The organism is Pseudomonas fluorescens (genome assembly GCF_040448305.1).
In the GTDB taxonomy this organism is placed as follows: domain Bacteria; phylum Pseudomonadota; class Gammaproteobacteria; order Pseudomonadales; family Pseudomonadaceae; genus Aquipseudomonas; species Aquipseudomonas fluorescens_BH.
In genome coordinates, this window is record NZ_CP148752.1 from 484,523 (window position 1) to 497,765 (window position 13,243).

7 protein-coding genes are annotated in these 13,243 nt (G+C 59.8%); 3 read left to right on the forward strand and 4 right to left on the reverse strand.

Features of this window, described 5'->3' with window-relative positions; translation table 11 throughout:
• Nucleotides 1-87 precede the first annotated feature (87 nt).
• Nucleotides 88-4,038, reverse strand: a complete 3,951-nt coding sequence (putA, locus tag WHX55_RS02185; RefSeq protein WP_353741958.1) for a trifunctional transcriptional regulator/proline dehydrogenase/L-glutamate gamma-semialdehyde dehydrogenase — start codon at nucleotides 4,036-4,038, stop codon at nucleotides 88-90.
• A 461-nt stretch (nucleotides 4,039-4,499) separates the two neighbouring features.
• Here putA and putP point away from each other — a divergent pair, with 461 nt between their 5' ends.
• From putP to rlmJ, 3 genes are all read left to right on the forward strand, one after another.
• On the forward strand, nucleotides 4,500-5,984 hold the full coding sequence (gene putP, locus WHX55_RS02190; RefSeq protein ID WP_150754772.1) for a sodium/proline symporter PutP: 1,485 nt from the start codon (nucleotides 4,500-4,502) through the stop codon (nucleotides 5,982-5,984).
• A gap of 436 nt (nucleotides 5,985-6,420) precedes the next feature.
• A complete protein-coding gene (locus WHX55_RS02195) occupies nucleotides 6,421-6,744 on the forward strand; it encodes a hypothetical protein (protein WP_353741959.1) in 324 nt (107 codons plus the stop codon).
• 232 nt (nucleotides 6,745-6,976) lie between these two features.
• Nucleotides 6,977-7,816, forward strand: a complete 840-nt coding sequence (gene rlmJ, locus WHX55_RS02200; RefSeq protein WP_150714677.1) for a 23S rRNA (adenine(2030)-N(6))-methyltransferase RlmJ — start codon at nucleotides 6,977-6,979, stop codon at nucleotides 7,814-7,816.
• Between the two features lie 158 nt (nucleotides 7,817-7,974).
• Here rlmJ and msrA read toward each other — a convergent pair whose 3' ends face one another.
• The 3 genes from msrA to WHX55_RS02215 form a co-directional block, all read right to left on the reverse strand.
• The gene (msrA, locus tag WHX55_RS02205) at nucleotides 7,975-8,640 is read right to left on the reverse strand and encodes a peptide-methionine (S)-S-oxide reductase MsrA (RefSeq protein WP_353741960.1); all 666 of its coding nucleotides are present in this window, start codon (nucleotides 8,638-8,640) and stop codon (nucleotides 7,975-7,977) included.
• Nucleotides 8,641-8,839: 199 nt separating this feature from the next.
• Nucleotides 8,840-11,533 (reverse strand): EAL domain-containing protein, encoded by a 2,694-nt coding sequence (locus WHX55_RS02210; RefSeq protein WP_353741961.1) that lies wholly within the window; start codon nucleotides 11,531-11,533, stop codon nucleotides 8,840-8,842.
• Nucleotides 11,534-11,761: 228 nt separating this feature from the next.
• Nucleotides 11,762-13,156 carry an alkaline phosphatase D family protein gene (locus WHX55_RS02215; RefSeq protein WP_353741962.1) on the reverse strand — a complete coding sequence of 465 codons (1,395 nt, stop codon included), beginning with the start codon at nucleotides 13,154-13,156 and terminating at the stop codon, nucleotides 11,762-11,764.
• Nucleotides 13,157-13,243: the final 87 nt, after the last annotated feature.

Consider the following 13,243-nt stretch of genomic DNA (forward strand, 5'->3'; position numbering starts at 1 on the left):
GACTGACACTCCGTCTTCGCGAGCAGGCTCGCTCCCACAGGGGGATTGCATACCGGGCAACCATTGCGGCAGCCCGGTTTATCGGGTTTAGCCGATCGTCATCAAACTGGCATTACCACCCGCCGCAGCGGTGTTAACGCTCAACGCCCGCTCGATCACCAGGCGCTCCAGCGCAATGTTGGATTCGCCTTGCGACAGGCCCTGCACGCCAACGATGGCGCCGGCACGCTTGGCAACCTGCTGGCACACCGCACGCAACTGGTCGGAATGGCCGTGATGCACAACCGCATCAAACACCACTTCGTCCTTGTTCCAGTCGGAAACCAGCTTGATGCGTGCCTGAATGTCCTTCGGCAGGCGTGCGAACAAGGCCTTGGTCATGTCAGCTTCCGGCCACACCGCCGAACCACCGACTGCCAATACCGCTGCCAGTTGAGTCAGCAGATCGCCTTCGACTTCCGCCAGGCACAGCACGTGTTCCCGTGGCAGGATCGCGTAGCTGTTGCGCTCGCCGGTCGGGCCGGCCAGGAGGCGGGTGATACCGCTTTGCGATTGCGCGGCGAACTGCACGCACAAGGTGCTCAGGTCGGCGAACTTGTGGCTGTCGGCCCAGGCTTTCAGGGCGGTCAGCGGCTTGCTCATGGCGTCGCGCAGACGAACGTCCGGTGCTGCGGCAGCATCACCGCGAGCGAAGGATTGTTCGATCGCATCCGCAGGGCGGGTCGACAACAGGCGGTACAGGTACAGCGGGCCACCGGCTTTCGGGCCGGTACCCGACAGGCCTTCGCCGCCGAACGGTTGAACGCCGACCACGGCACCGACGATGTTGCGGTTGACGTAGACGTTACCGGCGTTGACGTTGTCGATCACCTTGGCAATGGTCTCGTCGATGCGGGTGTGCACGCCCAGGGTCAGGCCGTAGCCGGAAGCGTTGATCTGTCCGATCAGTTGATCGATGTCCTTGCGCTTGTAGCGGACCACGTGCAGCACCGGGCCGAAGATCTCCCGCTGCAACTCGTCGAAGCTTTCCAGTTCGATCAGCGTCGGCATCACGAAGGTGCCGCGTTTGACTTCTTCGGCGTCGGCGATGGCCACCTGGTACACGCTGCGACCTTTGTCGCGCATGGCCTGGATGTGCTTCTCGATACCAGCCTTGGCTTCGGCGTCGATCACCGGGCCGATGTCCACGGACAGTCGCTCAGGGTTGCCGAGACGGCTTTCAGCCATCGCGCCCTTGAGCATTTCGATGACGCGGTCGGCGGAATCTTCCTGCAAGCACAGTACACGCAGGGCCGAGCAACGCTGGCCGGCGCTGTCGAATGCCGAGGAAACCACGTCGATGACAACCTGTTCGGTCAGTGCCGACGAGTCGACGATCATTGCGTTCTGGCCACCGGTTTCGGCGATCAGCGGGATCGGACGGCCCTGGCTGTCCAGACGGCCGGCGATGTTGCGTTGCAGCAAGCGCGCGACTTCGGTTGAGCCGGTGAACATCACGCCTTTGACGCGATCATCACCCACCAGGCCGGCACCGACGGTTTCGCCACGACCCGGCAGCAATTGCAGCACGCCTTCCGGGATGCCGGCTTCGAGCAGCAGGCGCACGGCTTGAGCTGCAACCAGTGGAGTCTGTTCCGCAGGCTTGGCCAATACCGGGTTACCGGCGGCGAGGGCAGCAGCCACTTGACCACTGAAAATCGCCAGCGGGAAGTTCCACGGGCTGATGCACACCACTGGGCCTAGCGGACGGTGAGCGTCATTGGTGAAATCGTTGCGAGCCTGCACCGCGTAATAACGCAGGAAGTCCACGGCTTCACGCACTTCGGCGATAGCGTTGGCGAAGGTCTTGCCGGCTTCACGAGCCAGAAGGCCCATCAGCGGCTGGATCTCGGCTTCCATCAGATCGGCAGCACGTTCCAGGATCGCGGCGCGCTCGGCGGGCGGGGTGGCCTGCCAGATCGGTGCAGCGTTGAGGGCGCACTGGATCGCGTTGTCGACGTCTTCGACGGTCGCTTCCTGCACATGGCCGACCACATCACGCAGATCGGATGGGTTCAAGACCGGTGCGGGCGCTTCGTTGCTGGAAACGCAGCCGAGCATCGGCGCGGCTTTCCAGTGGTTGTGTGCAGTAGCGAGAAGCGCGCAGGACAGCGAAGCCAAACGATGTTCGTTGGCCATGTCGATGCCGCTGGAGTTGGCGCGCTCGGAGCCATACAGGTCACGCGGCAGTGGAATGCGCGGGTGCGGCAGGCCGAAACCACCTTCCACGGTCGCCATCTGTTCGATGCTCGCCACCGGGTCGGCGACCAGTTCCTGGATCGAAATCGACTGGTCGGCAATGCGGTTGACGAACGAGGTGTTCGCGCCGTTTTCCAGCAGGCGACGCACCAGGTACGCCAGCAGGGTTTCGTGGGTACCGACCGGAGCGTACACGCGGCACGGACGGTTCAGCTTGCCTTCGGAAACTTTGCCTACGACTTGTTCGTACAATGGTTCGCCCATGCCGTGCAGGCACTGGAACTCGTACTGACCCGGGTAATAGTTCTGACCGGCGATGTGATAAATGGCCGACAGTGTATGGGCGTTGTGCGTGGCGAACTGCGGGTAGATGACTTCCGGCACCGACAGCAGCTTGCGGGCGCAAGCGATGTAGGACACGTCGGTGTACACCTTGCGGGTGTAGACCGGGTAGCCTTCCAGGCCTTCGACCTGGGCGCGCTTGATTTCGCTGTCCCAGTACGCGCCTTTCACCAGGCGGATCATCAGGCGATGACGGCTGCGGCGAGCCAGGTCGATCACGTAGTCGATCACGTACGGGCAACGCTTCTGGTAAGCCTGGATCACGAAACCGATGCCATTCCAGCCAGTCAGTTGCGGCTCGAAGCACAGGCGCTCGAGCAGATCCAGCGACAACTCCATGCGGTCGGCTTCTTCGGCGTCGATGTTCAGGCCGATGTCGTATTGCTTGGCCAGCAGGGTCAGCGACAGCAGGCGCGGGTACAGCTCGTCCATCACGCGCTCGTATTGGGCGCGGCTGTAACGCGGGTGCAGGGCGGACAGCTTGATCGAGATGCCCGGGCCTTCATAGATCCCGCGACCGTGGGAGGCTTTGCCGATCGAGTGGATGGCTTGTTCGTACGAGGCCAGGTACTTCTGCGCGTCGTGCTCGGTGAGTGCGGCTTCACCCAGCATGTCGTAGGAATAGCGGAAACCCTTGGTTTCGAACTTGCTGGCGTTGGCCAGGGCTTCGGCGATGGTTTCGCCGGTCACGAACTGCTCGCCCATCAGGCGCATGGCCATGTCGACGCCCTTGCGGATCATCGGCTCGCCGCTCTTGCCGATGATGCGGCTCAAGGACGAAGTCAAACCCGCTTCGTTGTGCGTGGACACCAGTTTGCCGGTCAGCAGCAAGCCCCAGGTGGCAGCGTTGACGAACAGCGAAGGGCTGTTGCCCAGGTGCGGGTGCCAGTTGCCGGTGCTGATCTTGTCGCGGATCAGTGCGTCGCGGGTGCCTTTGTCCGGGATGCGCAGCAGCGCCTCGGCCAGGCACATCAGCGCCACGCCTTCCTGGGAGGACAGGGAGAATTCCTGCAGCAGGCCCTGAACGATGCCGGCACGGCCGCCAGCGCTCTTCTGGTTGCGCAGTTTTTCAGCAATCGAAGCGGCGAGTTTGTTGGTGGCTTCGGCCATCGGTGCTGGCAGGCGTGCCTGCTCGATCAGCATCGGCACGACTTCCGGCTCAGGGCGACGGTAAGCGGCGGTGATCGATGCGCGCAGTACCGATTGCGGCAGGATGCTTTCGGCGAATTCCAGGAAGCACTGGTGGGCGTGATCCAGAGGCGCGTCGACGCTGTCGTCGGAATCCTTGGTCAAACCGCTCAGCTCGGTCAGGGTTGCACCACCCTCGAGTTTTTCCAGGTAATTGAAGATTGCCTGCTTGATCAGCCAGTGCGGCGTGCGATCAATCGAGGTCGCGGCGGCCTTGAGGCGTTCGCGGGTCGGGTCGTCAAGTTTGACCCCAAGGGTGGTGGTAGCCATGTTTTTATCCTCATGTTTGCCACGACTGCGTGGCATCAGCTGGCGGCAAGATTAGCCGTGCGACTGTTGAGGTGCAACCGGGTGCAACCCTTTTTTTGTCGGAATATTACGCAGCTCGTCAGGAAATAAATTCTGGTACGGCTGCGCTGCATTTGCTTGGTGCTTTTCTGGTGAGTTAACACTCGTTTTTGCTCCGAAAAGGAGCAAAAAACGATTTTTAACGTTTATTTCCGACTAGGTGCAACTTATTCCCAAGAAACTGGTTGCACCTTATTTGCTTTGTTGAATAGCATTCGCGCCCAAGGTGCAACCAGGACAAAATCCGGGTGCTCCGGCTGATGGCTTTCCTGGGGAAACATCAGTCATAAATGCGCGGGAATCCGGATCGTCTGTCAAACGTATGCGTTTGCGAGCGGTTCACCAGCCGCCGCTACATAAAAACAAAGCCAGGGCGTAACTTAATGAGCGTAAGCAATCCAACCCTGATCACGTTCGTGATCTACATCGCAGCAATGGTGCTGATCGGCTTGATGGCCTATCGCTCCACCAACAACCTTTCCGACTACATTCTGGGCGGCCGTAGCCTGGGCAGCGTTGTGACCGCACTGTCCGCCGGTGCCTCCGACATGAGCGGCTGGTTGTTGATGGGCTTGCCCGGCGCGATCTACATGTCCGGCCTTTCCGAAAGCTGGATCGCCATCGGCCTGATCGTCGGCGCCTACCTGAACTGGCTGTTCGTCGCCGGCCGTCTGCGGGTGCAGACCGAGCACAACGGTGATGCACTGACCCTGCCGGACTACTTCGCCAGCCGTTTCGAAGACAAAAGCGGCCTGCTGCGGATCATCTCCGCGGTCGTGATCCTGGTGTTCTTCACCATCTACTGCGCTTCCGGCATCGTGGCCGGTGCCCGTCTGTTCGAAAGCACCTTCGGCATGTCCTACGAGACGGCGCTGTGGGCCGGTGCTGCGGCGACGATTGCCTACACCTTTATCGGCGGATTCCTGGCCGTGAGCTGGACCGATACCGTACAAGCCACCCTGATGATCTTCGCGTTGATCCTGACGCCGGTTATCGTGCTGCTGGCCACTGGCGGCGTCGACACCACGTTCCTGGCCATCGAAGCGCAAGATCCAAGCAACTTCGACATGCTCAAGGGCACCACTTTCATCGGCATCATCTCGCTGATGGGCTGGGGTCTGGGCTACTTCGGCCAGCCGCACATCCTGGCGCGTTTCATGGCTGCCGATTCGGTTAAATCGATCGCCAAGGCCCGTCGCATCTCCATGACCTGGATGATCCTGTGCCTGGGCGGCACCGTGGCAGTCGGCTTCTTCGGTATCGCCTACTTCTCGGCGCACCCGGACATGGCGGGCGCAGTCTCCGAGAACCACGAGCGTGTGTTCATCGAACTGGCCAAGATCCTCTTCAACCCATGGATCGCGGGTATCCTGCTGTCGGCCATTCTGGCTGCGGTGATGAGCACCCTGAGCTGCCAGTTGCTGGTGTGCTCGAGCGCCCTGACCGAAGACTTCTACAAGACCTTCCTGCGTAAATCCGCTTCCCAGGTTGAACTGGTGTGGGTCGGCCGTGCCATGGTGCTGTTGGTTGCCCTGGTTGCGATCGCCCTGGCGTCCAACCCGGAAAACCGTGTACTGGGTCTGGTGAGCTACGCCTGGGCCGGTTTCGGTGCCGCATTCGGTCCGGTCGTGCTGATCTCCGTGATCTGGAAAGACATGACCCGCAACGGCGCACTGGCCGGTATCCTGGTCGGCGCGATCACCGTGATCGTCTGGAAACACTTCGAACTGCTGGGCCTGTACGAAATCATCCCTGGCTTCATCTTCGCCAGCCTGGCGATCTACTTCGTCAGCAAAATGGGCACGCCGACTGCCGGCATGTTCCAGCGTTTTGCTGCTGCCGAGAATGATTACCGCCTGAACAAGTGATGAGTGATGGGTTGAACTCTTCCCATCCCTGATAAAAGAACGGCTCGCAGCTTTAACAGTGCGGGCTGTTTTTTTTTGCTTCTCCGATATCCGTGGTGCGAATTTTCCGGGCAGGGTCCTCGGACGTTTCCTTCAAAACGTAGTGGTTTTCATGAAGTGGTGCGAAGTGAGTTCCGTCGATAGTCTTTGGCGGTCACTGACAACTCAGTGGTGGGGTGTAGGAACCTCTCAAGGCCGATGGGAAGCACTTAGCGTCAATACTTGGTTTGCGGTCGTTTACATGCGCCCGTAAGATCAGTTGCGGCAGCTATGCGCGGGCACGCTTCGGCGTGGTCGGGTTTTCCCAAAGGTCTCGATATTCCTACCCCGCGCTTAGCTGCCACCCTGGCCTGTAGGAAGGCTGATGGCAGCTCCGATTCATCTTTGGGAGCTACTAATGAAAACAATTCACCCTGACCCACCTTACAAAAAACCAATCCCCCATCCCGACAACCGCTTCATGGCATTGACCAGCAACTGCACCGATATGCCCACCCTGTTCGTCGACACCCACGCGCCACTCGACATCCTCACCGACGCTGCCAACTATAGAATCCGCGCAGTCACCCAAGTGCTTGAGAACCTGTCCATGCGCGGTTCGATCGAGTGCGAGTCCTTCATCCTCAGCGATTTCGCCTTGCTCTGCGCTATTACGTTGCGCGATGGCTGTGATGTGCTGGATGTGGTTGGGCGGCGGTTGCGGGCGCGGCCTTTGGCGTAGCGCTAGGCGGCTTTTGTGGCGAGGGAGCTTGCTCCCGTTCAACTGCGTAGCAGTTGTAGAACAGGGGAGTGCAGTGTGTCAGAGCAAGCCGGGGTTCAGGTTTTGGGGCCGCTTCGCAGTCCAGCGGGAGCAAGCTCCCTCGCCACAGGGGAGTGGTTACGGCCACTCAGCCGCCAACCCCTGACTTGCCGGCCGGTAAAAGGTAAACTCCCCGGCCTTCGCAGGAGCAACCATGAATTATCGTCACGCCTTCCATGCCGGCAATCACGCCGATGTGTTCAAACACCTGACCTTGACCCGCCTCATCGCCCTGATGTCGCGCAAGGAGCAGCCGTTTGCCTATCTCGACACCCACGCTGGCATCGGTCTGTATGACCTTCAGGGTGACCAGGCCAACCGTACCGGTGAGTACCTGGAAGGCATTGCGCGTTTGTGGGATCAGCCGGATCTGCCGATCCTGACCGCTGATTACATGCAAGTGCTGCACGAGATGAACCCTGATGGCCAGTTGCGCTATTACCCGGGGTCGCCGGAGTTGGCGCGACGTCTGACTCGTCCGCAGGACCGTGTGTTGCTCAACGAGAAACACCCGGAAGACGGCGTGCTGCTCAAGGACAACATGGCCGGTGATCGCCGGGTCAAGGTGCACTTGGGTGAAGGCTGGCATGTGCCCCGGGCCTTGCTGCCGGTGCCGGAGAAGCGTGCGGTGATGTTGATCGATCCGCCGTTTGAGAAGCTCGACGAGATGCAGCGCTGTGCCGCGTCGTTGAAGGAAGCGATTGGCCGGATGCGCCAGACCGTGGCGGCTATCTGGTACCCGGTGAAGGATCAGCGCGCGCTGCGCCGCTTCTATCAGGACCTGGCCGGTACCGGCGCGCCGAAGTTGTTGCGGGTGGAGTTGCTGGTGCATCCGCTGGATACGCCGAACAGTCTGAACGGCTCAGGGCTGGCGATTGCCAATCCGCCGTGGGGGCTGGAGGAAGAGTTGCGTGAGCTGCTGCCGTGGTTGTCTGAGAAGCTGGGGCAGACCCAGGGTGGGTGGCGGATGGATTGGTTGATTGCCGAGAGTTGATCGGCAATCAACAACCTGTGGCGAGGGAGCTTGCTCCCGCTGGGGTGCGAAGCACCCCTAGAAACCGGTAACTGCGTTCTTTCAGTAAGAACCGGTTCTCCGGTTTTGCGATTGCTGCGCAACCGAGCGGGAGCAAGCTCCCTCGCCACAGTTCAGGGTTAGTTACCCGCCAGGCTCGGTGGCATGCACACGCCGGTACCGCCGATCCCGCAATAGCCTTCCGGGTTTTTCGCCAGGTACTGCTGGTGATACGTCTCGGCAAAGTAGACGGTCGGAGCCTGGTCGATTTCGGTGCTGATTTCACCGAGACCGGCCTTGGACAGCTCGGCCTGGTAGGTTTCCTTGCTCTTGAGCGCCGCGTCCAGTTGTTCCTGGCTAGTGGCGTAGATCACCGAACGGTACTGGGTGCCGATGTCATTGCCCTGGCGCATGCCTTGCGTCGGGTTGTGCAGTTCCCAGAACATCACCAGCAGTTCTTCGTAGCTGACCTTGGCCTTGTCATACACCACCAGCACCACTTCGGTGTGGCCGGTCAGGCCCGAGCAGACTTCTTCGTAGGTCGGGTTCGGCGTGAAACCGCCGGCGTAGCCGACTACGGTGCTGACCACGCCTTCACGCTGCCAGAAGCGGCGTTCCGCGCCCCAGAAGCAGCCGAGGCCGAAGATCGCGAAGTCGACATCTTCGAAGAACGGGCCGAGCAAGGGGGTGTCTTTAAACACAAAGTGCTTTTCAGGCAGGGTCATCGCGGTTTCGCGGCCAGGCAGAGCTTGTTCTTTAGTAGGGAGCACGTTTTTGTTCACCAGAATTTCCGAGCGCAGAACCATGATCAGTCCTCTCAGTCAGGTTGGGTTGTAAATAAGCAGGCTGTCAGTGTGCCCAATACCTGCCCGATACGCACTACCTTGTGGGAGCGGGCTTGCTCGCGAAGGCGTTGAGTCAGTCAGTAACCACGGCTCTGACACACCGTCTTCGCGAGCAAGCCCGCTCCCACAGGTTTTGTGTCATCCACAGGTTCTGTGTCTGTCAGGCGATTGGGCCACGCGGGTAGCGTTTGAGCTTGTCGATCAGCTCATTGCCCGGGATCGGACGGTCGAACAAGTAGCCCTGGCCGACGTCGCAGCGGTGACGGCGCAGGAACGACAACTGCTCGGCGGTTTCGATGCCTTCAGCCACGACCTTGATTTTCAGGTTGTGCGCCATGGCGATCACCGCGGAGGTGATTTCCATGTCGTCCTGGTTGTCCGGGATTTCGTGGATGAAGCTTCGATCGATCTTGATGATGTCGATGGGGAATTTCTTCAAGTAACTGAGCGACGAGTAACCGGTGCCGAAATCGTCCATGGCCAGGGTCAGGCCCAGGCGCTTGAGCTGGTCGAGCTGCAAGTGGGTGTCTTCGGTGGCTTCCAGCAGCAGGCCTTCGGTCAGCTCCAGCTCCAGCAAATGAGCTGGCAGGGCTTCTTCCTTGAGGATGTTGGCAATGGAGGCCACCAGGTCCGGATCGGAGAACTGCTTGGGCGACAGGTTGATCGCCACTTGCAGGTTGCCCAGGCCGGCGGCGGTCAGCGCTTTGCTCATGCGGCAAGCCTGGCGGGCGATCCATTTGCCGATCGGAATGATCAGCCCGGTTTCTTCGGCGACGCTGATGAACTGATCCGGGCGGATCATGCCCTTTTCCGGGTGGTCCCAGCGCAGCAGGGCTTCCATCCCCAATAGGCGCCCGCTGCGCAGGCACAGTTTTGGCTGATAGAACACGTCGAGTTCGTTCTGGGTCAGGGCGCGGCGCAGGTTGTTCTCGACGAACAGCTTGTAGCTGGCCTCGGCATTCAGCGCTTCGGTGAACACTTGCACCTGATGTTTGCCATTGGCCTTGGCCTTGTGCAGCGCCAACCCGGCGTTGCGCATCAGGGTTTGCGGGTCGCGCCCGTGCAGCGGCGCGCAGGCCAGGCCCACAGAGCCGGTGACGCTGATCAACTGGTTGTCGACGAACATCGGTTTGTCGAGGGTCGCCAGCAATTGATTGGCCACTTGCTGGCCGACCGTGAGGTCGCTGTTGTCCAGCAATACGGCGAATTCGTTACTGGCGAATCGCGCCAGGCTGCCGCTCGGGATCAGGCTGTTGCGCAGGCGCCGGGCCAGGCTGATCAGCAGTTTGTCGCCGGTCTGGTGGCCGAGGCTGTCGTTGATCCGCTTGAAGTTGTCGATGTCCACCAGCAACAGGCTGATCGGCGCGTCGCTGTCCCGGGCGAAGCGTTCATCGAGGTTGCGGATGAACGCCGGGCGATTGCCAAGGTTGGTCAGGTTGTCGGTGTAGGCCAGGCGCTCGATGCGTTGCTGAGCGAGCTTGGTCTGGGTGATGTCTTCGTAGATGCCGATGTAGTGGGTCAGCTCGCGGTTGTCGCCGTAAACCTTGGAGATCGACAACTGGCCCCAATAGGGTTCGAGGTTTTTCCGGCGGCTCTTGAATTCGCCCTGCCAACTGTTGCTCTTGGCCAGTGCTGAAGGCGCGTCGAACAGCAGTTCGCTGAGGTTCTCCAGGGCCGGTAGTTCTGACAGGCGCTGGCCGTGCACTTCTTCGGTGGAATATTGGGTGATCGCAGTGAAGCTCGGGTTGACGTATTCGACAACGCCGTCGCAGTTGACCAGCAAAAAGGCGTTGGCACTTTGTTCGACTGCCCGCTGGAACAGGTGCAGGGCGCTGGTGGCGGTTCGCCGGTTGTGGTTGCTGATGACCTGGGCAAACTGGTCTGCCAGCTCTCCGGCGAAGGCGATTTCATCTGACTGCCAGGCGCGGGTCGCACCGGTCTGCTCCAGGCACAAGACACCGACCACCTGACCATCGACGCGGATACTGGCGTCGAGCATTGCGTTGACGTCACGCGGGCGCAGGCTTTCGGCCATCTCCCGGGTGCGCGGGTCACGCATGGCGTTATGGGCGTCGATGGCGCGGCCGGTGTGCAAGGCGTCGAGGTAATCGGGGAACACACTGACGTCGATTGGCTGCGGCAGCAGGTATTCCTGAGTCGTGCGGTGATAGGCCGAGATCGGCACCAGCATCGAGCCTTCGAGGTGCCACAGGCTGGCGCAGTCGATTTCGTAAATGTCGCAGGCGCTGCGGGTGATCAGCTCGGCGGCTTCGCGCAAGGAGTTGTTGCTGCTGTAGCGTTGACGGGTGAGCAGCAGGATCAGGTCCTGCTGGGCACGCACCCGGTCCAGATGCAGCAGTTGTTCCTGCTGGGCACGCTGATTGAGTTCCAGGGCGATTTGCAGGCGCGAGTTCTGGGTTTCCAGATCCAGGGCCGGTTGCAGCGGGTCATCCTCGAACAGGCCGTCGATGACCAGCAGGTAGCCGCGTAACAGGTGTCGATTGTGTTGTTTGTAGGCTTCGCCCAGCTCCAGCAGATTCAGGGAACCAGAGGCGGTGTGCAGGGTGTAGCGGATCAGGTAGTGCGTGCTTTCGCTCAGTTGCTGCTGGATCGCGTCGTGCAGTTCATAGCGCGCTTGCGGCTCCATCAGGCTGGCGTAGGGCGAGCCCACCAGCGCACACAGCTCCACGGCGGGCAGGCCGAACTGGCGTTCGCAATTGGGATCGAGAAACAGCAGCGCCCAGCTGGGTTCATTAAGCCGTTCGAAACGCAGCATGCCGAGCCGCGAGGGCACAGGCAACTGCGTCACTACCTCGGCCACCATACGGCTGGCGGCATCGGGTTGGCTTTTCATGGAGGGAAACTCGCTTCGAATATGCTGAACGCGCTGGGCTCTCGCCCTCTTGACTGTTGCCTGCGGCAAGGTTGCATCATTGCGACACCGACTGACAAGAGAGATGAAGGCCAAGTGCTATAAGAATATGTCGGCAGGCGTGAAGATTTCTGCAGTTCGCGGCAGAAAGTATTGTTATTGATCAGATCGCAGCCTTGGGGGGGGGCCGAAGGCTGTGATTTTTTGCCATCAGCGCAAATTGATGCCTGTCGATTGCAGCAACTTGCCATCCCGATCGTGGTAATTCACCTGAATGCGTTCTGCATCGATGACCAGGTGCGCGAAGTTATCCCGACTGATGACTTTGCCATTCAATTCCTGTCGATATTCACCTGCATCGTTGCGTGCCAATGGCCGGTCGAGGATAAAGCTGGATCGACTGGCATAGGGCATCAGTTTGATGTTGCACAATGGCGACGACACGATGGTGTGCACCTCAAAGTCCGGGTCTTCGCTGTGGGTCAGTCGACTGGTCAAGGAGCCGTGAACGTCACCGGAAACGAAAATGACATTCTTCAGCCGGTGCGAACGAATGGTCTCCAGCAACCGCAGCCGTTGCCCGGGAAAACCGGCCCAGGCGTCATACCCGTTTTGCCTGGCATCGGGGAAGAACATCACGCTGGTGACCACCAGTTTGACCCGCGCCGGGCTGCGGATCAGCCATTGGCACAGGGCATATTCCTGTTCGGTATCAAGCAGGCGGCGATCATCGGCGGATAGATTGCGCCGGGTGCGACTATCGGTGACAAACCATTCGATATCGCCATCGGTGAACTGATACCAATAGTGCTTCGGATGCCGGCGGATCCGCCCATCGTCAAGTAATTCAAATGCCGGGCTGTGGCTGGCTTGATATAACTCATAAGCAGTGATGGCGTTTTTATATAGAGCATCATCGCCTGATCTTTTCTTGGCCGGCCAGTTATCTTCAATTTCGTGATCGTCGAGGATCATGTAAGTCGATAGGTTGGCCATTAACCTGGAAATATGCGGCTGGGAGAAAGCTGCACGGTATTTTGCGAGAATTTGCTGATATTCGCGGTCAGGCGCGAAAAAATTCAAATCATCGACATAGATCTGATCGCCAGTCATCAACATCGCGCTGACCGGCGGGTCGGCTTGCTGTGCCAGTTGTGTAATCGAGGCAAATATCCGGTCGCCCAGGTGTGGCGCCGACGGGATGCCGGCGGTCATCCGCAAGTAACGGCATGAGCCAACGAAATAGGCTCGTGGCGTGCCGAGCGTGCCGGATCGGGTGCGCAAGCGATAGAGTTCTTGCGGCCATTGCAGCGGCAGTTCTTGCAGCGAATCCACGGAGTGCCCGGCACTGGTGGTGCTGAACCAGCCGGCCTGGTATTCGTATTCGGTATCGGCCGCCAGGTTATTGAGAGTAATGACATCGGACATGTCTTGCAGGTTTGTCAGCCTTGCAAAGGTAGTTTTAAGCCATTGTTCATGCCCGGACTGCCGATAACGGATGCCGGCAAATACGGGTGCATCTTTTTGCGCTTTGCCGCGCACAAAGATACGCGCGTGATCAGTTGTAGTGTGCCCAACTATTGGGCCGACAGAGAGTTTTAGCATGTTCGAATCCATTCGAATAATGAACTAATCAACCAGTGGCTTTAAACGTTGCCATCGTAGTTTTGGGCTTTAAGGCTAAGTGTTTGC